The following is a 21233-nucleotide window of genomic DNA, read 5'->3' on the forward strand; positions in this document are numbered from 1 at the left end:
CAGGGACTTGAAACGGGGCTTCCTTTCTGCGCCGCTTGCGCGGCCGGAACGCGGAGTGGCAAATACCACTTGCTGATCGCACTGTGAGGATATTGGTTTCACAGCATGACGACACACGCATCGGGTCCTGTGCAGATGGCCTGGCGGTCCGGGTCTCTGGCCCTGCATGACCCTTTGACAGGCATGCCCAACCGCCTGTTGATGCTGGAGTTTCTCTCTGGCGCACTGGGGACAGCCCAAGGCGGCCAGAAAGCCGTGACCGTGCTGTATCTGGACCTCGACAATTTCAACCATGTGAACACGGCCTATGGCAATTGCGCCGGCGACAAACTGCTGATGGAAATTGCCGGCCGGTTGAGGCGATGCGTGCGGGATAATGACCTGCTCGCCCGTGTCGGGCCGGATGAATTTGTTCTGATCGCTCCCGGCCTGGAGAACAAGCACACGATCGAACGGCTGTGCACGCGCCTACAGGCCGCGATCAGCCCTCCGCTCACCGTGAAAGACGCCCCGGAAGGGGTTCACCCCACCCTCTACCCGCAAGCCACGCTGGGCATTGCCATTGCTCCTCATGACGGGGCCGACGCAGAAACCTTGCTGGAGCACGCCCACCGGGCGCAGCAACGCGCCAAAAGCGTGGGGCCCGGTGTCTTCAGCTTCTTCACCGGGCAGATGGAAGAACCCTCCCCCGGCAAGCGCTCCCTCGAAGGTGATCTGCGGCAGGCCATCGTGTCGAACCAGTTCCGGCTGGTTTTCCAACCCCGATGGAACACCAGAACGCTCGACATATTGGGGGTGGAAGCCCTGATCCGTTGGGAGCACCCCGAACTGGGCCTGCTGGCCCCGGATGATTTTGTGCCGCTGGCTGAAAAAAGCGGCCTTGTCATTCCTATCGGGGAATGGGTGCTGCGCAAGGCCTGCGACACCATTTCCCGCATGCCCAAGCTCAATGTCTCGGTGAATGTCTCGGTGGTTCAGTTTCGCGGCCCGGAGCTGATCGGCACGGTGGAAGCGGTGTTGAAGGAAACTGCGCTCCCCGCGCATCGCCTTGAACTGGAGATGACCGAAAGCGTCCTGATCGAGAATACCGACAAGGCACTGGAGGTGCTCTCCCGCCTGAAGGATATGGGCGTGCGCCTCTCCATGGATGATTTCGGAACGGGTTACTCCTCGCTCGGCTATCTACGCACCTTCCCCTTCGACGCCCTGAAAATCGACCGGCGTTTTGTCAGCGATCTGGATCATAACAAGGGCGCACAAGCCATTGTGCAGGCCATTCTTGGCCTGGGCCGCGCGCTGGGCATGCAGGTGGTGGCCGAAGGTGTGGAAACCGCCAGCCAGCTGGAGTGCCTGAAGAACGACCAATGCGATGAGGTGCAGGGCTTTTTTCTGGGTAAACCCATGACGATCGACGCCCTTGAGGAGTTTCTCTCCTTCCATCAGGGCCCAGCGACAGAATAAGCCCCAATATAGCCCAGAAAATCCCGCGCAGATGCGGGCGGCCCCCTCCCGACAAGGGGGCATGGCTGGGGCCGCTGAAACACTCAGACAAGAACATCCCCAATCAGGTCGAAGCCGATCAGGCGCCAGCCGGGCACATGCAGGCTGCCCACCAACGCGCAGCATCTATTGTTCGCATACAAATACAGATGCCAATGAAGCCCGCCAAAACGGAATCGCGCCATTGAAGCGCAGTTCGTGCACAGATTCTGATGAAAAATGATAAGGGCCCTGTGCAGCGCAAAACAGCAGCACCGGCAGCCGGGCACCTTTCGCAAAGGCCGGAAATTTATGGCATTTCCTTGCTATATCCTGTTTTGAAAACACAACAGTCCGTAATGCGGACCTTGTTTTTGCATCGTCATGGACCCAATTCGCGAACAATTTCCATGTCACACAGTTGAAACACAAACAAATCTGGATAAGCATAGGTTCGAATAAATAAATCAGGTCCATAAAGTGGACTAAAAAACATCACGCAGGAGCTTGCGGCCTGCTGTTGGGGAGGAAAAAGCAAGATGCCACGTTCCGGGCAGGCGTCCGCCAGCACCACTGCGCTTTCGCCAAGCGAGATCGAAGGTCTCCAGCTTGCACAGGAGTCACTGGGCGAACCCATTCCAGAAAATGCCCATGGCGGTGGGCTGGCCTATGCCAACACGCCTCTGGCCAATCTGGCCGGGCGCATCGAGCATGTGCTGGGTGTGCTGATCGAAATTCCCGTCGCCCTTCTGGTGGCCGTGGAAATCGTGATCCTGTTCTCCGGCGTGGTGGCTCGCTACGTGTTTCACGAGCCCCTGCTGTGGTCGGATGAGCTGGCCTCCATCCTGTTTCTCTGGCTGGCCATGCTGGGTGCGTCCGTCGCCTTCCGGCGCGGCGAGCATATGCGCATGAACGCCATTTCCAGCATGGTGAGCCCGGCCGGGCGCGCCTTTCTGGATGTCATCGCCGTCACGGCCGCACTGGCTTTCTGCGTGCTGGTTATTCCCCATGCGTGGGAATACGCCCATGAAGAAGCCTATATCCGCACCCCGGCGCTGGATCTGCAAAACTCCTGGCGCGCGGCTGCGATCGTGGTGGGCCTTGGCGCGATGATCTGCTTCGGCGTGCTGCGGCTGATCCGCTATGGCCGCCCGCTGCTCGTGCTCGCCGCATTGGTGGTAACAGCCGCCATCATTGGCGGTTTCTGGATGCTTGCCCCGGTTCTCAAGACTCTGGGCAATTATAATCTTCTCATCTTCTTCGTGGGCGTTGTCGGCACCTCAGTCTTTGCCGGCGTCCCCATCGCCTTTGCCTTCGGCATCGCCACGGTCGGCTATCTGGCGCTGACCACCCATACCCCGCTGATGATTGTGGTGGGCCGTATGGAAGAGGGCATGAGCCACCTCATCCTTCTTTCCGTGCCGCTGTTCGTCTTCCTGGGCATGCTCATTGAAATGACGGGCATGGCGCGGGCCATGGTGGCCTTTCTCGCCAGCCTGCTGGGCCATGTGCGCGGCGGCCTGCATTATGTGCTGATCGGCGCCATGTATCTGGTCTCCGGCATTTCCGGGGCCAAGGCTGCGGATATGGCTGCGGTGGCTCCGGTGCTGTTTCCCGAAATGAAGAAGCGCGGCGCGAAAGAGGGGGATCTTGTGGCGCTTCTGGCTGCCACCGGCGCGCAGACGGAAACCATCCCCCCCTCCATCGTCCTCATCACCATCGGCTCTGTTACCGGCGTGTCCATCGCCGCCCTGTTCACCGGCGGCCTGCTGCCGGGCCTGGTGCTGGGCGTCACGCTCTGCTTCGTGGTGTGGTGGCGTTATCGTGGCGAGGATCTGCGCCATGTGCACAAGGCCGGCTGGGATGAGGTGGGCAAGAGCTTCGTCATCGCCTTCCCGGCCATCGCCCTGCCCTTCGTCATCCGCGCTGCGGTGATTGAAGGCGTCGCCACCGCAACGGAGGTTTCGACTGTCGGCATTGCCTATTCGGTGATTGCTGGCCTGGTGATCTACCGCCAGTTCGAATGGTCGCGCCTCAAATCCATGCTGATCGACACGGCGGCCCTGTCCGGCGCGATCCTGCTCATCATCGGCACCGCGACTGCCATGGCCTGGGGGCTCACCCAGTCCGGCTTCTCGCACCAGCTTGCCAACTTCATGACCCACCTGCCCGGCGGCGCGGTAACCTTCATGGCCGTCTCCATTGTGGCCTTCATCCTGCTGGGTTCAGTGCTGGAGGGCCTGCCCGCAATCGTGCTGTTCGGCCCGCTGCTGTTCCCCATTGCCCGCGCCGTCGGCATTCATGAGGTGCAATATGCCATGGTGGCCATTCTGGCCATGGGCATCGGCCTGTTCGCACCGCCCTTCGGCGTGGGCTACTACACCGCCTGCGCCATTGGCCGGGTGGACCCGATGGCCGGCATCAAGCCCATCATCAGCTATCTGATCGCCCTGTTCATCGGCATCATCGTGGTTGCTGCCGTGCCGTGGCTCTCCATCGGCTTCCTCTGAGCTTCCCCTCAGGCTGACGCCTGAACACGATCCGGGGGGAGACGCATAGCGCCTCCCTCCTTCCGGCCCGCCGGCCGTTTTCAAACCATTCCGATCAAAAGCGCCCAAGAGCGCGATCCAGGGAGAAAAATGATGATGAACCGCCGTCAGATGCTGCAAATGACTGCTCTGGGTGCCGGAGCCCTCGGCACGGGTGCGCTGGCCATGCCGCACGTCGCCCGCGCCGCCGGGGCAGAGTTCACCTACAAATACGCCAACAACCTGCCCCTGTCCCACCCGATGAACATCTGCGCCAAGCAGGCGGCAGAGCGCATCAGGGAGCAGACAGGCGGGCGCTTCGAGCTGCAAATCTTCCCCAACAACCAGCTCGGCTCCGATACCGACATGCTCAGCCAGCTGCGTGCGGGCGGCGTGGAATTCTTCACCCTTTCGGGCCTTATCCTGTCCACGCTGGTGCCGGTCACGGCCATCAACAGCCTCGGCTTCATCTTCCCCGATTACGCCTCGGTATGGAAAGCCATGGATGGTGGGCTGGGCACTTATCTGCGCCAGCAGATCTCCAAGGTGAACCTCGTGCCCATGGAGACGATCTGGGACAACGGCTTCCGTCAGGTCACCACCTCCACCATTCCGATCGAATCTCCCGCCAGCTTCGACGGGCTGAAGATCCGCGTGCCGGTGAGCCAGATCCTTACCTCGCTGTTCCAGACCCTGGATGCCGCGCCGGTGGGCATGAACTTTACGGAAGTCTATTCCGCCCTTCAGACCCGCGTGATTGACGCCCAGGAAAACCCGATGGCCGTCATCTCCACTGCCAAGCTGTATGAGGTGCAAAAGAACCTGTCTCTCACCAATCATGCGTGGGATGGCTACTGGTTCCTGGCCAATGGCCGCGCCTGGCGTCGCCTGCCGGAAGATATTCAGGAAATCGTCGCCAAGAACATCAATCAGGCCGGCATGGATGAGCGCGCGGCTGTCGAGAAGATGAATCTCGAACTGGCCGAAGGTCTCGCCAAGGAAGGCATGGCGGTGAACAAGGTGGATACGGCCCCCTTCCGCGAGAAGCTGCGCGAAGGCGGCTTCTATGCCGAGTGGAAGGGCAAGTTCGGCGATGCCGCCTGGGATGTGCTGGAACAGTATACCGGCAAGCTCATCTGAAGATAAACAGGGGCTGAGGCCCGCGCTTCAGCCCCTGCCCTGAACAACAACACAACACAGAACTGCATCGGCCGCGGCAACATGCGCATGTTGCCGCCGGACGGAAAGCGACGGCGCACGTCTGCCCGACGGCCTCGCCCCGACCGGACACATGCTGCGGATGCAGGCGGGAGGATACATCATGGTGGGTCGTATGGCGGGCAAGCGCGTTCTGGTGACAGGCGCGGGCTCCAGCGGCGAAGGCTGGGGCAATGGCAAGGCGGCGGCAGTGCTCTATGCCCGTGAGGGCGCTCAGGTTCTGGCTGCGGATCTGCGGCGGGAAGCGGCCGAGGAAACGCGTGACATCATTCTGAAGGAAGGCGGCACCTGTGAAATCGCCACCGGCAATGTCGCGCAATCCAAGGATTGCTCCGCCATGGTGCAAGCCTGTGTGGAGGCTTTCGGCGGCATTGATGTGCTGCATAACAATGTCGGCATCGCCGAAACCGGCGGGCCGGTGGAAGCCAGTGAAGAGAGCTGGAACCGCGTCATCGCGGTGAACCAGACCAGCGTTTTCCTCACCTGCAAGCACGCCTTGCCGCACATGGTGGCGCAGGGCGGGGGCAGCATCGTGAATGTGTCCTCCGTAGCGGCGCTGCGCTGGATCGGCTTTCCCTATGCCGCCTATTCCGCCTCCAAGGCTGCCGTTCTGGCGCTGACGCAGAATATCGCCCTGCAATATGCCGGGCAGGGCATTCGCGCCAACTGCGTGTTGCCGGGGCTGATGCATACACCCATGATCAATGCCCCGCTGGCGGACAGCTATGGTGGCGATGTGGATGAGATGATCGCCAAGCGTGATCGCATCTCCCCCACAGGCAAAATGGGCAATGCCTGGGATACGGCCTATGCCGCGCTGTTCCTGGCCTCGGACGAGGCGCGCTACATCAATGGCGCAGATCTGGTGGTGGATGGCGGCCTGAGCGGGCGGTGCGCCTGAGCGCACCGCATCCCATTGTCGCTCCGCCTTCGCCCGAAGGGGAAATGGGCTTCAAGAGTTCCGCATTGTAGATCTGATTTAAAAGATCAGACTTCGCCCTTTGTTTTACCGTGACAGTATCTTTTATTTATGCCCATCATGAGCAGCATGAATTCAAAGATAAGTTCCGTATTATGGATCATGTAGTCATGGATGAAGACAGACGAGATGGCGCTCAAAGCATTGAGCGCACCTTGAGACTGATGCAGCTGGTGGGTCGCGCCGGCCCGGAAGGAACCCGCCTGGCGGATCTCGTCGCCCATTCCGGCCTGCCCAAACCCACCGTGCGGCGTCTGCTTCTGGCACTGATGCGGGGCGGAATGGTCGAACAGGATCACGTCTCCCGGCGTTATTTCATTGGCCCGGAAGCCTATGTGCTGGGCATTGCCGCCAGCGCACGCTTCGGCATTCACGCCCTGTCTCTTGCGGGCCTGTCCCGTCTGGCCATCGCCAGCGAGGACAGTGCTTTCGTCTCCGTGCGACGGGATAGCTTCTCTGTCTGCCTGCATTGCGAGGAAGGCGCCTTCCCCATCCGCACCCAGGTTCTCAAGGCGGGGGACCGACACCCCCTGGGCGTGGGCGGGGGCAGTCTCGCCATTCTCGCGGCCCTCCCGGATGAAGGCGTAACGCAGGTTCTGGAGCAGAACGCCAAATTGCTGCGGGATGAATACCCCACCTATTCTCCCGAACTTCTTTGGCGCTGCGTCGAAGAAACCCGAAATAACGGATACGCCTTCAACCCCGGTATTCTCATGCCGGGTTCATGGGCCATCGGCATTGCGGTGCGCGATGCGCAGGGCCTGCCCATTGGCGCCCTCTCCATCGCCGCCATCGAAAGCCGCCTCCAGGAAGAGCGCCGTACCGAACTGGCGCCCATTCTGCGCAAGGAGGCCCTCATTCTGGAGGCTGCCCTGCAACAGCCCTCCACCCACTCCGGCGAGCAACAGGCGCATCTGCGCCGCGCCCAGCTTGCCGCCCTCACGCACAACAGAAAGACCTCGAAATGACACGAGCCTGTATTGTCGGCGTCGCCCACACCCAGTTTGGCAAATCCGAAGACCCCGATACCGAAGCCCTGATGGCGCGCGTGTCCGGCGCGGCCATCGAGAATTCCGGCCTCACCCCCGAACAGGTGGATGGCATCTTTGTGGGCGTGATGAATTCCGGCTTCTCCAAGCAGGATTTTCAGGCTGGCCTTGTGGCGCTGGCCGATGAACGGCTGGCCTATACACCTGCCGTGCGCATGGAAAATGCCTGCGCCACCGGTTCCGCCGCGCTCTATAGCGCGCTGGATTTCATCGAATCCGGTCGCGGCCGCGTCGCCCTTGTGGTAGGTGCGGAAAAGATGACGGCCAAGCCCACGGCAGAAGTCGGCGATATTCTTCTGAATGCCTGCTATCGCAAGGAAGAGGCCGATATTGAGGGCGGCTTTGCCGGCGTGTTCGGCCGCATCGCCCAGACCTATTTCCAGCGCTATGGCGACCGCTCCGAGGAGCTGGCCCGCATTGCCGCCAAGAACCACCATAATGGCGTGTCCAACCCCTATGCACAGATGCGCAAGGATCTGGGCTTCGAGTTTTGCAACACGGTTTCCGACCGCAACCCGCTGGTGGCTGGCCCGCTGCGCCGCACGGACTGCTCGCTGATCTCCGATGGCGCGGCCGCGCTGGTGGTGGCGGACGAGGAGATCGCCCGAGAACTGCCCCGCGCCATTTCCTTCCGCGCCCGCGCCCATCGCAATGACATCCTGCCCCTGTCCCGCCGCGATCCCATCGCGTTTGAAGGTGCCCGTCGCGCATGGGCGGCCGCGCTGGAACAGGCCGGCATGACGCTGGATGACCTCAGCCTTGTCGAAACCCATGACTGCTTCACCATCGCCGAGATGATCGAATATGAGGCCATGGGCCTGGCCAAACCCGGCGAGGGCTACAAGGTGGTGCGCGAGGGACTGACCGAGAAGACCGGCCGCCTGCCGGTAAACCCCTCTGGCGGCCTCAAGGCCAAGGGGCACCCGGTCGGCGCAACCGGCGTTTCCATGCACGCCCTGTGCGCCATGCAGCTTCTGGGTGAAGCCGGCGACATGCAGATCAAGGATGCCACCGTGGCCGGCATCTTCAATATGGGCGGCGCGGCCGTCGCAAATTATGTCTCGATCCTGGAGCGGCTGAAGTGAGCGGCACAGCACCGAAGGGGGGCGTGACCCCCTGCACCAAGCGTGTGATGAATCTGGCCCATTTTCTGCGTCAGGCGGCCCGCCGCTTCCCGCAGGAGGTTGGCTTTGTCCATGGCGATCTGGTTCTCAACTGGAGCCAGATCGATGCGCGGGTGGACGCCATGTGCACGGCACTGGCCGCCCATGGCGTCACCAAGGGGGATCGCGTCCTCGTGCAGTCCAAGAACTGCACGCAGATGTTTGAATCCATGTTCGCCTGCTTCCGCATGGGGGCCGTGTGGGTACCCACCAATTTCCGGCAGACCCCGGATGAGGTGGCCTATCTGGCCGAGGCCAGTGGCGCGACAGCGATGATCTGCCACGCGGACTTCCCGGACCATGTGCCCGCTGCCCGCCGCGATGCGCCCGGCATTCATACGGTGGTGGAGATTGGCGAGACCGGCCTCGGCCTCTCCTATGATGCACTGGTGGCCGAACATCTCGGCACACGCTTCACCCCTGCGGATGTGGAGCATGATGACCCGTGCTGGTTCTTCTTCACCTCCGGCACCACGGGCCGGCCGAAGGCCGCCGTTCTCACCCACGGGCAGATGGGCTTCGTCGTCACCAATCATTTGTGTGACCTGATGCCCGGCACCACCCAGCAGGATGCCTCGCTGGTGGTGGCCCCGCTCTCCCACGGCGCGGGCATTCACCAGCTCGTCAACACCGCCCGCGCGGTGAAGACCATTCTTCTGCCCACCGACAGCTTCGATATCCCCGAAGCCTGGCGTATTGTGCAGGACTGGAAGGTGACGAATATCTTCACCGTGCCCACCATCACCAAGATGCTGGTGGAACATCCCTCGGTGGATGCGTTCGATCATTCCTCCCTGCGCTATGTGATCTATGCTGGCGCACCGATGTATCGCGAAGACCAGAAGCGCGCGCTGAAGAAGCTCGGCAAGGTTCTGGTGCAGTATTTCGGGCTGGGAGAAGTAACGGGTAACATCACGGTTCTGCCCCCTGCCCTGCATGAGATGGAGGACGGCCCGCATGTGAAGATCGGCACCTGCGGTTTTGAACGTACCGCCATGCAGGTGCAGATTCAGGATGAAGATGGCGCAGAAGTGAACCCGTTCGAGACGGGCGAGATCTGCGTATGTGGTCCGGCTGTGCTGGCCGGTTACTACAACAACCCGGAAGCCAATGAAAAAGCCTTCCGCAAGGGCTGGTTCCGCACTGGTGATCTGGGCCACATGGATGAACAGGGCTTCGTCTATATTACCGGCCGGGCTTCGGACATGTATATTTCCGGCGGCTCGAATGTGTATCCGCGTGAGATTGAGGAAAAACTCCTGACTCATGCCGATATTGATGAAGTGGCCATTGTGGGCGTGCCAGATGCCAAATGGGGCGAGGTTGGTATTGCAGTCTGCGTGGCTCGCCCCGGCTCTGCCGTCTCGCAGGCAGACATCCTCAGCTTCCTGGAGCCGAAAGTCTCCCGTTACAAGCTGCCCAAGCGCGTTCTGTTCTGGGACAGCCTGCCCAAATCGGCCTATGGCAAAATTACCAAGAAAATGGTGCGTGAAGCACTGGAAGCGCGTGGAGAGCTGACAGCCCAAAGCGTGGCTGCGCAGTAAATCCACCCACCCAAACAATCAACAAGAGGAAACGCTGTGTCCAGGGAAGGTTCTGTTATCGTCACCGGTGGCGCATCCGGCATTGGTCTTTCCGTTGTGGAAGAACTTCTGCGGGAAGGCCGCCATGTGATTGCAGCCGATATTGGTGAAGCCGCTCTTGAAAGCGCCCGCACCGCACTCGCGGCTCATGGAGACAAGGTGCATTTCGCCCGTCTTGATGTGACCGATGAAACCGGCGTCATCAATGCCGTGGCAGGCTGGGTGAAGGCGTTCGGCCCCATAAGCGGGCTGGTGAATTCCGCCGGCATCGGCATTCTCACCCCCGCATTTGAAACCACGGTGGAGGAGTTCCGCCGGATTCTGGATATCAACCTGATCGGCAGCTTCGTGATTACCCGTGAAGTCGCGAAAGTGATGAAAGACACTGGCGGCGGCTCCATCGTCAATATCGCCTCGGTTTCCGGCCTGCGCGGCAACATGAACCGCACGGCCTATGGCGCCTCCAAGGGTGCGGTCATCCAGATGACCCGCATTCTGGCGGTGGAATTTGCCGAGCATGGCATTCGCGTCAACGCCATCGCGCCCGGCCCAATCGAAACACCCATGGCGAAGGTCATCCACTCGGCCGACAAGCGCAAGGCCTGGGAAGACACCGTGCCGATGCATCGCTATGCCACGCCGGATGAGGTTTCCGGCGCCATCGCCTTTCTTCTGAATGAAAACAAGGCCAGCTACATCACCGGCCAGACCCTTGCCGTGGATGGCGGCTTCAGCGTTGGCGGCCTGCTACAGCCGGTGTGACGCTGCGTTCAAGTTCCTGTGTGCCCCGCAGAAGTGGAAAGGCCCCATGCCAAAAGCATGGGGCCTTTTTATATCATCATGTAAAATCCGTCGGATTGACAGAAATGGACCGCTTGAGCGCCCGCAGCGCAAAAGTGGAACGAGATTGTCGAATGCCCTCGATACGGTAGAGGCGCTCACGCAGAAAGCGCTCATAATGTTCCGTCCCGGCCACGGCCACCTTCACCAGATAATCATATTCGCCGGTGACGAGATGCGCCTCGACGACTTCCGGGATCTGGGTCACAAGTTCACCGAACCGCTCCAGCACCTTTTCATCGTGCCGCGCCAGTGAAATCTCGATGAAGACGATATCTGTCAGGCCAATGGCCTTGTGGTCGATGACGGCCACATAACCATCAATCACGCCCATCGCCTCCAGCCGCTTCACCCGTGTCCAGCAGGGCGACTGGGACAAGCCCACCTGCTGCGCCAGTTCGGCCATGGTCAGCCGTCCATCCGCCCGCAGGGCTGAGAGGATCTTTCGATCCATCATGTCCAGCGGTCGAGGGACCGCCTCTGAAGCAGATTGCTTGTTCTTCTTTATCACGGAATTGTTCATTCCTGTTCTGAATTTCATGTCTATCGCGGCAAAATAAGAAAGATATTTCCAAGGTTCAGGACTATAGTATGAATATGCCTGATGGTCAGTGGCCAGGGCACAAGAAAGCATCATGAAAAGATGCCCTGAAACGGGTAGGGAACAATCGCACTTGTGCGATGCCGCATGTAATGACGCCATGCACAAGAAGAGCACAACTCTTCCGTGCAACCCATGTGCTTGCCGGCAAACAGTCTCCCGACCGCCTTGCAGGATGTCTCGCGTGCAGCCTTTGGAGACCTGAGATGAAAGCCGAAGCCTCCTCGCAGTTTCCGCGTCCCAGAACACTGATTCATCCCGGCAGCTATAATCCCATACGCATTCACAGCCTGCATTCGCAGACCGCGCGCCATATTCGCCTGTCGCTGAAGCCGGGCCTCAGCCTGTTCGATGCACTGGTGCAGCCGCTGGCTGAAAACGGCATACGGCATGCCTCCACCACCATTCTGGGCGGCATGTTTGAAACGCTGGATTATTGCGTCGCTCCACCGGACCCGACCAAAAAGGCCGTGATCGCCTACACCAAACCCATCTATGCCGGGCGCACCTATATGGTGTTTGGCAATGCCACGGTTGGGGTCAGCATGTCCGGCAAGCCGCTTGTGCATTGCCATGCGGCCATTCGCACCGAAGGCGGAGAGGTGAAGGGCGGGCATATTCTCACCGAAAGTTCCATCATCGGCGAAATGCCCATTTCCATTCTGGTGACCTCCCTCGACAGCTTCGAGTTACGCCAGTCCTTCGACCCGGAAACCAATATCCCCCTTCTCCAGCCCAGCAAGGCCGAAGCCCATGATGGACGCCCCCAAAACTGACTCCTCCCCGACGGACCTTTCCGCATCTCCCGCTGCCCCCGTCACGCACATGCCGGCGGCAGTGGTGGAAAATGGCCATATGGGGCGCGTGGCCTATGCCCGCATCGCCCCCAATGAAGACCTCGTGCGCTGCATTGAAAAGCTTTGTCTTGTCAATGGCTTCCGCAACGCATTCGTGCGTGGCGCACTGGGCAGCCTGGTGGATGGATGCCTCGGCACGAATGATGGCAAATATCTCCACATCAAGGGCCCGGCCGTTGAAATCGTGAGCCTGGCCGGCGAGGTGCGCGAACAGCCGGATGGCTCGCTCTCGGCCGCACTCTCCGGCGTGGTGGCAGACCCTGAAGGCAATGTTTATGGAGGCCCCTTCATCCCCGGCTCCAACATTGTCTGCATGACCTTCGAGGTCACGCTGGAAGAGTGGCTGCCTGAAAAGCCCTGAAGCCGTCCGTTCCGCATCACCCTTGTGCCCGGCGCCACCATGGCGGGCGCAGGGCCGCCCTGCCCTTCAGCTCCCTCCCCCTGGGGCCGGGCAGGGCGGCCCGGTTCAGCAGAATGCCACATGTAATGCAATGATCCACGATACAGCCCCCGCACATCATGGAACAGCATGTTTTGCATTGCGTATTCACTCGAATGGCGCAAGAATAGCGGGCAGAAACTACAATACAGGTTCAGATCATGGACCATCCGGCATGTGTTTCATGTCGCCAAGGGCAAAGTTGAATGTCAGCATGGCCTGACGGGTGTAGGCGTGCAGACAAGGCTGGCATTCTGCGCCACGCCAACCACCATGGTTCGCACATTCATACGCCCTTCCCGCATGTTTACTGCACCCGGTGCAGGCAAGGCCGGCGGCACAGCATGGCCCGCGGCAGGCAGCAGCCGGATGGGAAGGAGCAGGTTTGATGAGCAGCGCCGGCGCAACACTTGTCGCGCAACTGAAATCTATCGTCGGGGCCCGGCATGTGCTGACGGAGCCTTCCCAAACCGCCCGCTTCCGCACGGGTTTCCGCTTTGGCAATGGGCCGGCGCTGGCCGTGGTTTCGCCCGGCAGCCTGGTGGAACAGTGGCATGTGGTGAAAGCCTGCGTGGAAGCCGGCGTCATCATCATCATGCAGGCCGCCAATACAGGCCTGACCGGCGGCTCAACCCCGGATGGGACAGATTATGATCGCCCCATTGTCATTCTCAGCACGGTGCGTCTCAACCATATTCGCCTGATTGATGACGGCCGCCAGGTGGTGTGCCATCCCGGCGCACGGCTCTATGAACTTGAAGACGCCCTGCGTCCGCTGGGGCGCGAGCCGCATTCCGTAATCGGGTCATCCTGCATTGGCGCTTCGGTGCTGGGCGGGGTCAGCAACAATTCCGGCGGCGCGCTCATTCATCGCGGCCCGGCCTATACAGAGCTGGCCCTGTTCGCGCAGGTGGATGAGAGCGGAAAGCTCAATCTCATCAACCATCTCGGCATCAATCTAGGGGATGACCCGGAAACAATCCTCGCCGCGCTGGATGCCGACAGCTTCACCGATGCGCAGATCACCCACGATCCCAACCGCATGGCGTCGGACAAGGATTACGCCGTCCATGTACGGGATGTGGAGGCGGAAACACCGGCGCGCTTCAATGCTGATCCGCGCCGCCTGTTTGAAGCCGCAGGCAGCGCCGGCAAGGTGGTGACATTCGCCGTAAGGCTCGACACCTTCCCGATGGAGAAACAGACACAGGTCTTCTATATCGGCACGAATGACCCGGCAGAGCTGGAAGACATACGCCGGCATATTCTTTCAAAGTTCAGGAATTTGCCGATTGCGGGCGAATATATTCATCGCACGGCGTATGATATTGCTGCCATCTATGGCAAAGACATGTTCCTCGCCATTGAGAAGCTGGGCACGGCGCGTCTGCCGGATCTGTTCGCCACCAAGGCCCGGTTCGACGCCATCGCCGGGCGCGTGCCCTTCCTGCCGCAACATCTGAGCGACAGGATGATGCAGGCGGCGAGCCGTTTCTTCCCCTCACATCTGCCCCGGCGCATGAATGACTACCGAGATACTTATGAACATCATCTGATGCTCAAGATGGGCGGGGCGGGTATTGAAGAAGCGCGCGCTTATCTCTCTGATGTCTTCCCCTCCGCGCGCGGTGACATGTTTGAATGCACGCCCGAGGAAGGCGCAAAGGCCTTCCTGCACCGCTTCGCCGCTGCGGGCGCGGCCATTCGCTATCGTGCCGTGCATCAGAATGAGGTGGAGGATATCGTCTCTCTCGATATTGCACTGAAGCGTTCAGAGCGGGAGTTTGTGGAAACATTGCCACAGGATATGGATGATATCATCATCCACAAGCTCTATTATGGCCATTTCTTCTGCCATGTATTCCATCAGGATTACATCATCCGCAAGGGGAGTGACCCGATTGCTCTGGAGCATGCCATGTGGAAACTTCTGGATGCACGCGGGGCGCAATATCCGGCCGAACATAATTTCGGACACCTCTATGATGCTCCAGACCAGGTGGTGAGCCATTACAAGACGCTCGACCCCTGCAATTGCCTCAATCCCGGCATTGGCCGCACCACCAAGACCATGCGCTGGATTCCACCGGAAGAGCGACACGCCCGGCCTTCAGCCTGAGCCCCCTGCGCGCGCCCCTGCACCCGGCCAGAAAGCGTTCTAGCCGGGTGCAATCAAGGGATTATTGCGCCGGATAAAGGTCTTGACGGCAAAATTGGACTGGATGCGCGCCACCCCCGGCAAGGTGGTGAGATAATCCAGCGTGGCCTGATAATGGGGCAGATCACGCACGGTGGCGTGCAGCATGTAATCCGTGCTGCCACTGATGAGAAAACCGCCAACCACTTCCGGCATTTGCGCCACCTTGGCCTCGAAAGGGTCCAGAATCTCCTTCACCTGCCGCTCCAGCGTGACATGGATGAACACCGTCATCGCCCCCAGAATGCGCCGCTCATCAATATCCACCATATAGCCGCGAATGGTGCCCTCTTCTTCCATGCGATGCACACGGCGCAAGGTGGGTGAAAAGGACAGGCCGATACGGTCCGCCAACTCTCGCCAGCTGATGCGCCCCTCCTTGGAGAGCACCTGAAGAATGCGCAGATCGAACCGATCCAGCTCGCGATCTGGGTTCATATGATCTTTCCTGCCCTGATTTATGGGATCATTTGATCCTTAATTTTCGCCAATGATAAATCAGAACGCACCCAAATGCCTGCACAATATCTGTATGCTTGAACCATGGGAGAACACAGACGCGCACCAGCCCCGCGCCTGTGTCTGAAGGGCGGTGCGCAGGCGCGGTCCTTCAACAACCAAGAACACAACATCGTCCAAGGCCCGCAGCATCATGAATGACATTGCCCCAGCTCATGAACGCTCTGAATCAGCTGTTCACACCTCTCTGAATACGCGCTTGCCTGCGCCCCCCGTAGCGCATGTGCGCCACCCCGGCCCGCCCGCACCTGAACGCATCCAGACCCTGCGCACCGGCCTTGTTCCGGTGTCTGGCCAGTTGCTGATGGGTGAAACCCTGACGGATGGCCTCCATCGTCTGTTTCACGCGGCCGGTTGCCGAGGTGGCCTTGCACAGCTGGCAGGTGGAGCCTGCGCACCGTTCCATTTTGTCGGCCCGGCCTTTTCAACAGATGCCGAACATGCCGCCTGGTACAGCGAAACCCGCACACCGCCCGGAGGTGCCAGCATTCTTGCGGCAACCGCCGTGGTCGGCTGGCGGGAAGGGCACGCTTTCGTGCATTGCCACGGGCGCTGGCAGGCGGCTGGTGATCTGCCACCCATGGGCCATATGCTGACCTCGGAATGCGTGGTGAGCGCCCCCATCACCGTCACCGGCTTTGGCAGCCCCACGGCCACCTTTGAGTGCCAACCGGATGCCGAAACCAACTTCACGCTCTATGCGCCCACCGGCACCCCTCACCCGGATGAAAGCGCCGGCTTCGGCCTGTTGCTGCGCATTCGCCCACATGAGGATTTCAGCCGCGCCATCGAAGAGGCATGTGCGGCCCACGGTATTGCCCATGCCGACATCATCGGCCTGGGCAGCATCATTCGTCCCGATTTTGAGGATGCGCCCCGCATCACCTGCCCCATCACTGAGGTGGTGGTGGAAAAAGGCATGGTGGAACAGGGCCGCGCCCATATCCGCATGACGGCCGTGGATGTGCATGGCACGGTGCGTACAGGCAAGCTGCGCCATGGTGGCAACCCGGTCTGCGTCACGGCGGAACTCATGATCGTGGCCCAGACCTGAACAGGACCGGATGCAGCAGCGGAACATGGATTGCCGGCAAATCCATGTTCCGCTCCTTGACGCAAGCTCCCCTTGCAGAAACGAGGGCGCATTCCCCTAGCGGCTCAGGCCCTCACAAGCCGCCTTGGCGCAAGGCTGCCTGTCCCAGAAAAGCGGCCGGCCGGCTGCGCTGGGAGATCCCGCGTAACAGAGCGACATTCGCGGCCATATCCCCAGCGGCAAGATGCACCACAGGCCCCGCCGGATCATGATGACGCCTCAGCAATTCTGCGGCCCGCATGAAGGCGTACTGTGTGCGCTCCGGCTGGCCGGCGAGGCTCTCCATGCGTCCCAACGCCAGAGTGAGGCTGCGGCGCACCTGCGCCGGCAAGGTCATATCCCCCGCCCGCTCCTGCATGGCCAAAATGGCGCGGCCTATATTCAGCACGGCCAGCCCGAAGGCCGTGGCGGCGGCATCCGTCTGCCCCACCTTTTCACTCCAGCGCACCAGCCGCAGCAGGCGATGATAAAAACGCGCCCGCCACATGCTGACACGGTCCTTCTGGCCCCGCATCGCATCCGGCTGAGCCGCCATCAACATGGCCATGCGCGCGCGTCCATCCACCGGGTAAATCAGCCGGAACGCCGCCCAGGCCGCCACCGGCGCGAGGATGACCGCCAGCACCATGGAAACGGAATGTCCGAATGTGCCCGTGAGCGGATAATGCGGCTGCAACAGCAACAGGACCGTCATGTTGTAATCGAATCCCGAGGCCATGGTGCGGCGATGCGCCAGCAGCAGCGCCCCCAACAGAATGAAAGGCATCATCATGGCCACCAGCCCCGCCTCGCTGCCAGCCAAAGGCCAAGCCAGCCAGTGGCAGGCCAAGGCCCCCAGCCCGCCCATCAACTGCCCGAAAAAGACAGGGCGCATGATGAGAGCCGGATTATCGAAAGTCGAGAACAGCGACACCATCACCGCCAACCCCAGCAGCGTATAAGGCCCGCTGCTCCAGCCGGTTGTGAGCCAGAGCGCGCCCATGGCCAGCATTGCGAGAAATGTGCGCACCATGGCCTGCCATGCGCCGGTCCAGTCGCGGTGCAGCACCACCATGGCGCCATCCGCCATATCCGCCGCCAGTTCCGTTCCGGCCTGCTGCTCCAGCGCTGACGCCAGCCCGCGCAGATGATCCCGCAGCGGCCCTTCGGCTGCATCCGCCGCCTCAGTCAGCGCCAGACGCACCGTTTCGGATGGTGCACAAGCTTCCAGCGCCTGCGCCCCACGTAGCAAGGCAGCCTGAAGAGCTGGCTGCGCATGGTGCAAGGACAAGATACCCTGCGGGCCTTCACCACCCTGCTCCGTCTCCGCCCGGTTCAGCCAGAACAGGACCGACATATTGGCATTGAGCACCGCGCGGCTGGCCCGCACCGCCCGCCGGGGCCGCAGCCCGCCAGCGGATGACGGCTCCAGCAATTCATCAATGGCCGCAATTTCAGATAGCGCCGCCTGCAATTCAGCCTGAGAGGCGGGGGCGCGTTCTTCGCCCGCCAGATCTCTCAATAGCCGGGCTGTCAGCCTGCGCATGCGGGCGGCCAGAGGGTCTTCCGCCCCCTTTGGTGTGAGCAACCAGCCCATGATAAAGGCGGCCACCACGCCTGTAAGCACCGTGAGCAGGCGATCCGTGCCGAGCACCAGCACATGCTGGGCTGGATTTCCGGTATCCAGCAGGGCCACCATGGCCGCCGAATAGCCCGCCAGCAATGTGCCATAGGAGACGAAACCGCGCTGCACATTTCCAATTCCGGCGCACAGCCCTGTCCATATGGCCAGCCCGCCCACCAGCAGATAGGGCCGATCCACCGAGATCATCACCAGAATGACCCCGGCAACCACCCCGCTGACCGTGCCGGCAAAGCGAAAGAAACTCTTTTCCGCCAGTTGGCCGCGCGTGGGCTGGGAGGCGGCCCACACCGTCATGGCCGACCACTGGGGATGTTCCAGCCCCAGCAGCCAGGCCACCCAAAGGGCCAGACAGGCCGCCAGCATGGTGCGCAGGGTGAAAGCCAGCCGCGGAACATCAAAACCCAGACGTGAAAGAACAGCCGGGCCGCGCATCAGGCTGCATCCTCCGGGGCAGCCGGAGCGGCGCAAGAGGCGGGATGCAGGCGCGCGCCGATACGATCAAACACATCCAGCATGAAAGCCAGATCCGCATCGCTCAGATCCGCCAGAAAGCTGGCTTCGGCTTCCGACAACTGGCGGCGGATGGAGGTGAGCACCTCCCGCCCCTTGTCCGTCAGCACGATGCGGTTGGTCCGGCGATCGGCTTCATGGCAATGCCGCTCCACCAGTTCCTGTTTCACCAGAATATCCAGCAGGCGCACCAGCGTGGAGCCTTCTATGCCCACCCGCGCGGCCAACTCCTTCTGACTGATGCCATCGCCCGCCTCCTGCAAGTGCACCAGCGGGGCCCATGTGGCGTCTGTCAGCCCGGTAGCGGCCAGACGGGCATCCACGGCCTGCCGCCACTGACGGGCCAGAGTGACGAACTGAAAGCCAAATCGCAGGCGGGGAGAGGGGCTGGGGCATGTCATGCCATATAGGTGACATACAAACAATTTGAATTCAAATAAATTGAATCCAATGAAAATGAAAGCCAACGCACGAACCGCCCGTCATCAGCCTTCAGCGTGTGGCCTGAAAAGCCTCCAGCGCTCGGGCGCGAGCCATCGCGTGGTCCACAATAGGTTCGGGATAGGTTTCGCCCAGCCGGATGCCCGCCGCTTTCAGCCGCCCGGCCCCTGCGGCCCATGGTTTATGAATTACGGATGTCGGCAGACCGGACAGCTCCGGTACGAACCGGCGCACATATGTGCCTTCCGGGTCGAACTTCTCACCCTGCAAAACCGGGTTGAAGATGCGGAAATAGGGTGCGGCATCCATGCCTGTGCCGGCCACCCACTGCCAGTTGGCGGGGTTACTGGCGATATCCGCATCCACCAGCGTATCCCAGAACCAGGCTTCGCCGGCCCGCCAATCCTGCAACAAATGCTTGGAGAGGAAAGAGGCCACCACCATGCGCACCCGGTTGTGCATCCAGCCTGTCTGCCACAACTCACGCATGCCGGCATCCACCAGCGGATAACCCGTGCACCCCTGCTGCCAGGCTTCCAGTTCATGCGGAGCGGTGCGCCAGGGGAACGCATCAAAACGGCGCTGCAAATTGTGATCCGTCATCTGCGGAAAGGCGAACAGCAGATGGTGAGAAAATTCCCGCCAGTAAAGTTCGGCCTCAAACTTTTCCGCATCCATACCCGGCGCATCGCCCGCCGCGCGATGGTGATACAGCGCATGCAGAATCTGGCGCGGCGAAATCTCGCCAAACCGCAGATGCGGGGACAGCCGGGAGATATGATCCGCCCCCGGAATATCCCGCCCGGCGGCATAGCCGCGCAAACCGCCTTCCAGAAATTCCGACATGCGCTGCTGCGCAGCGATCTCCCCCGGCGTCCATGCTGCGCGCAGGCCGCCGGCCCAATCCGGCCTATGGGGCTCCAGATCATCCGGGCTGACATCATCCACCCCCCACTCCGCCTGCAAGGGGCGCAGATGCACGGGTGCCGGCAGCGGTGGAGAAAGCGGCCCAAGCCGCCGTGCTGCGACCTGAAAAGCAGCGAAGGTGCGGGGCAGGCTGCCAGCCTGTGTCACCACCTTTCCCGGTTCATGCAGCAGATGGCCGGGAAAGGAGAGAACCGCGCAGCCTTGCGCCTGCAACAGGGCGGTCACCTCCCGGTCCACCGCCATGGCCCCGGCCCCGGAGCGGTGATTGAACACCACCAGCCCGGCCCCGGCCTGTCTGGCCACCTGCGGCACACATTCCCGCGCCGGCCCGCGCCTGAGCAGCAGGCGCACCCCATGGGTCTCCAGCCGTACGGAGAGGGCCCGCAGCGCACCACCCAGCCACCACAGCGTGGCCCCACCCAGCGAGCGCAGACCCTCCACCTCGGTGGGGTCTTCCAGCACATAAAGCGCCACAAGCGGCCGCCCACTGCGCGCCGCCGCATCCAGCGCGGCATGATCGGCCAGCCGCAGATCATCACGAAACCAGATCACAGCCGGGGACTGGGGCATCGCCAACACCCTTCCGCTCAGGAGAGCCATACAGATCAGGCCCCGCAAGGGGCCTGACAATTCCATATGGCACAAAGGCATATGGCAGAACAGCGGAGGCACGGGCATGCCTCCGCCGTCATTACAGAGATGCTCAGGCCTGCCCGGCCCGCATCATCCACATTTCCTTTTCGTGCCATTCCAGCCGGTCGGTCAGCATGCCCACGGTGACCTCATCCTCAGCGGCCTGCGCCACCTTGATGGCCCCGCGCAGCTCTGCCGCCACGCCCTCATGGGACGAGAGCAGGGCCTTCACCATATCATTAGCCGACTGGACAGGGCCGGCTTCCGGCCCCGCCAGTGCCATCAGCTCCGTCACCGAACCCGGCGCATAGGCCCCCAGTGCGCGAATCCGCTCAGCCACCTCATCCAGCGCTTCCCACAGATTGGTGTACTGTTCCTCGAAGGCCGCGTGGAGCTGGCGAAAATCCGGCCCCTCCACATTCCAGTGATAGCCGTGGGTCTGCACATAGAGGCGGAAGGTGCCGCCCAGAATCTTCTTCAGGCTCTCGACGGTGTTCTGTGTCTGCGTGCTCATGGACCTGTCTCCTGTTTCAAATGGATAGAAGGGTTGCGA

At 61.4% G+C, this 21233-nt stretch carries 18 protein-coding genes; 12 read left to right on the plus strand and 6 right to left on the minus strand.

What is annotated here, in order from left to right; genetic code table 11:
- Positions 1–105 precede the first annotated feature (105 nt).
- From ACT6QH_RS07720 to ACT6QH_RS07755, 8 genes are all read left to right on the plus strand, one after another.
- A complete protein-coding gene (locus tag ACT6QH_RS07720; protein WP_444974236.1) occupies positions 106–1461 on the plus strand; it encodes a putative bifunctional diguanylate cyclase/phosphodiesterase in 1356 nt (451 codons plus the stop codon).
- A 557-nt stretch (positions 1462–2018) separates the two neighbouring features.
- Complete coding sequence (locus tag ACT6QH_RS07725) at positions 2019–3989, plus strand: TRAP transporter large permease (RefSeq protein ID WP_444974237.1); 1971 nt, start codon at positions 2019–2021, stop codon at positions 3987–3989.
- A 129-nt stretch (positions 3990–4118) separates the two neighbouring features.
- Complete coding sequence (locus ACT6QH_RS07730; RefSeq protein WP_444974238.1) at positions 4119–5147, plus strand: TRAP transporter substrate-binding protein; 1029 nt, start codon at positions 4119–4121, stop codon at positions 5145–5147.
- A 184-nt stretch (positions 5148–5331) separates the two neighbouring features.
- Positions 5332–6126, plus strand: coding sequence for an SDR family NAD(P)-dependent oxidoreductase (locus ACT6QH_RS07735; RefSeq protein ID WP_444974345.1), 795 nt, complete (start codon positions 5332–5334; stop codon positions 6124–6126).
- A gap of 173 nt (positions 6127–6299) precedes the next feature.
- Complete coding sequence (locus ACT6QH_RS07740) at positions 6300–7172, plus strand: IclR family transcriptional regulator (RefSeq protein ID WP_444974239.1); 873 nt, start codon at positions 6300–6302, stop codon at positions 7170–7172.
- The gene (locus ACT6QH_RS07745) at positions 7169–8338 is read left to right on the plus strand and encodes an acetyl-CoA acetyltransferase (protein ID WP_444974240.1); all 1170 of its coding nucleotides are present in this window, start codon (positions 7169–7171) and stop codon (positions 8336–8338) included. The genes ACT6QH_RS07740 and ACT6QH_RS07745 overlap by 4 nt, the downstream gene beginning before the upstream one ends.
- Positions 8339–8385: 47 nt before the next feature.
- The gene (locus ACT6QH_RS07750) at positions 8386–9960 is read left to right on the plus strand and encodes an acyl-CoA synthetase (protein WP_444974346.1); all 1575 of its coding nucleotides are present in this window, start codon (positions 8386–8388) and stop codon (positions 9958–9960) included.
- Between the two features lie 36 nt (positions 9961–9996).
- Positions 9997–10761 (plus strand): SDR family NAD(P)-dependent oxidoreductase, encoded by a 765-nt coding sequence (locus ACT6QH_RS07755; RefSeq protein WP_444974241.1) that lies wholly within the window; start codon positions 9997–9999, stop codon positions 10759–10761.
- A gap of 76 nt (positions 10762–10837) precedes the next feature.
- Here ACT6QH_RS07755 and ACT6QH_RS07760 read toward each other — a convergent pair whose 3' ends face one another.
- Positions 10838–11296, minus strand: a complete 459-nt coding sequence (locus ACT6QH_RS07760; protein WP_444974242.1) for an Lrp/AsnC family transcriptional regulator — start codon at positions 11294–11296, stop codon at positions 10838–10840.
- Positions 11297–11646: 350 nt separating this feature from the next.
- On the opposite strand from ACT6QH_RS07760, the gene ACT6QH_RS07765 reads away from it, so the two are divergent.
- From ACT6QH_RS07765 to dld, 3 genes are all read left to right on the plus strand, one after another.
- The gene (locus ACT6QH_RS07765; protein ID WP_444974243.1) at positions 11647–12216 is read left to right on the plus strand and encodes a PPC domain-containing DNA-binding protein; all 570 of its coding nucleotides are present in this window, start codon (positions 11647–11649) and stop codon (positions 12214–12216) included.
- A gap of 79 nt (positions 12217–12295) precedes the next feature.
- Positions 12296–12658, plus strand: a complete 363-nt coding sequence (locus ACT6QH_RS07770; protein ID WP_444974347.1) for a PPC domain-containing DNA-binding protein — start codon at positions 12296–12298, stop codon at positions 12656–12658.
- A 466-nt stretch (positions 12659–13124) separates the two neighbouring features.
- Complete coding sequence (gene dld, locus ACT6QH_RS07775; protein WP_444974244.1) at positions 13125–14855, plus strand: D-lactate dehydrogenase; 1731 nt, start codon at positions 13125–13127, stop codon at positions 14853–14855.
- Between the two features lie 39 nt (positions 14856–14894).
- On the opposite strand, the gene ACT6QH_RS07780 is transcribed toward dld, so the two are convergent.
- A complete protein-coding gene (locus ACT6QH_RS07780) occupies positions 14895–15371 on the minus strand; it encodes an Lrp/AsnC family transcriptional regulator (RefSeq protein ID WP_444974245.1) in 477 nt (158 codons plus the stop codon).
- Positions 15372–15651: 280 nt separating this feature from the next.
- Here ACT6QH_RS07780 and ACT6QH_RS07785 point away from each other — a divergent pair, with 280 nt between their 5' ends.
- Positions 15652–16506, plus strand: a complete 855-nt coding sequence (locus tag ACT6QH_RS07785) for a PPC domain-containing DNA-binding protein (protein ID WP_444974246.1) — start codon at positions 15652–15654, stop codon at positions 16504–16506.
- A gap of 112 nt (positions 16507–16618) precedes the next feature.
- Here the strand turns inward: ACT6QH_RS07785 and ACT6QH_RS07790 are convergent, their stop codons facing one another.
- From ACT6QH_RS07790 to ACT6QH_RS07805, 4 genes are all read right to left on the minus strand, one after another.
- Positions 16619–18601 (minus strand): FUSC family protein, encoded by a 1983-nt coding sequence (locus ACT6QH_RS07790; protein ID WP_444974247.1) that lies wholly within the window; start codon positions 18599–18601, stop codon positions 16619–16621.
- Positions 18601–19080: a MarR family winged helix-turn-helix transcriptional regulator gene (locus tag ACT6QH_RS07795; RefSeq protein WP_444974248.1), complete on the minus strand. Its 480-nt coding sequence runs from the start codon at positions 19078–19080 to the stop codon at positions 18601–18603. Before ACT6QH_RS07795 ends, ACT6QH_RS07790 begins: the two co-directional genes overlap by 1 nt.
- 91 nt (positions 19081–19171) lie before the next feature.
- A complete protein-coding gene (locus ACT6QH_RS07800) occupies positions 19172–20617 on the minus strand; it encodes a cryptochrome/photolyase family protein (protein ID WP_444974249.1) in 1446 nt (481 codons plus the stop codon).
- 133 nt (positions 20618–20750) lie between these two features.
- Positions 20751–21194, minus strand: coding sequence for a Dps family protein (locus ACT6QH_RS07805; RefSeq protein ID WP_444974250.1), 444 nt, complete (start codon positions 21192–21194; stop codon positions 20751–20753).
- Positions 21195–21233 lie beyond the last annotated feature (39 nt).

Source organism: Haloleucobacter albus (assembly GCF_052492075.1).

What these genes read in the sequence shown, in the direction of transcription:
- ACT6QH_RS07720 (WP_444974236.1), top strand. Translation starts at nt 106, where the DNA reads ATGACGACACACGCATCGGGTCCTGTGCAGATGGCCTGGCGGTCCGGG.
- ACT6QH_RS07725 (WP_444974237.1), top strand. Translation starts at nt 2,019, where the DNA reads ATGCCACGTTCCGGGCAGGCGTCCGCCAGCACCACTGCGCTTTCGCCA.
- ACT6QH_RS07730 (WP_444974238.1), top strand. Translation starts at nt 4,119, where the DNA reads ATGATGATGAACCGCCGTCAGATGCTGCAAATGACTGCTCTGGGTGCC.
- ACT6QH_RS07740 (WP_444974239.1), top strand. Translation starts at nt 6,300, where the DNA reads ATGGATCATGTAGTCATGGATGAAGACAGACGAGATGGCGCTCAAAGC.
- ACT6QH_RS07745 (WP_444974240.1), top strand. Translation starts at nt 7,169, where the DNA reads ATGACACGAGCCTGTATTGTCGGCGTCGCCCACACCCAGTTTGGCAAA.
- ACT6QH_RS07750 (WP_444974346.1), top strand. Translation starts at nt 8,386, where the DNA reads ATGAATCTGGCCCATTTTCTGCGTCAGGCGGCCCGCCGCTTCCCGCAG.
- ACT6QH_RS07760 (WP_444974242.1), bottom strand. Translation starts at nt 11,296, where the DNA reads ATGATGGATCGAAAGATCCTCTCAGCCCTGCGGGCGGATGGACGGCTG.
- ACT6QH_RS07765 (WP_444974243.1), top strand. Translation starts at nt 11,647, where the DNA reads ATGAAAGCCGAAGCCTCCTCGCAGTTTCCGCGTCCCAGAACACTGATT.
- ACT6QH_RS07770 (WP_444974347.1), top strand. Translation starts at nt 12,296, where the DNA reads ATGGGGCGCGTGGCCTATGCCCGCATCGCCCCCAATGAAGACCTCGTG.
- dld (WP_444974244.1), top strand. Translation starts at nt 13,125, where the DNA reads ATGAGCAGCGCCGGCGCAACACTTGTCGCGCAACTGAAATCTATCGTC.
- ACT6QH_RS07780 (WP_444974245.1), bottom strand. Translation starts at nt 15,371, where the DNA reads ATGAACCCAGATCGCGAGCTGGATCGGTTCGATCTGCGCATTCTTCAG.
- ACT6QH_RS07790 (WP_444974247.1), bottom strand. Translation starts at nt 18,601, where the DNA reads ATGCGCGGCCCGGCTGTTCTTTCACGTCTGGGTTTTGATGTTCCGCGG.
- ACT6QH_RS07795 (WP_444974248.1), bottom strand. Translation starts at nt 19,080, where the DNA reads ATGACATGCCCCAGCCCCTCTCCCCGCCTGCGATTTGGCTTTCAGTTC.
- ACT6QH_RS07800 (WP_444974249.1), bottom strand. Translation starts at nt 20,617, where the DNA reads ATGCCCCAGTCCCCGGCTGTGATCTGGTTTCGTGATGATCTGCGGCTG.
- ACT6QH_RS07805 (WP_444974250.1), bottom strand. Translation starts at nt 21,194, where the DNA reads ATGAGCACGCAGACACAGAACACCGTCGAGAGCCTGAAGAAGATTCTG.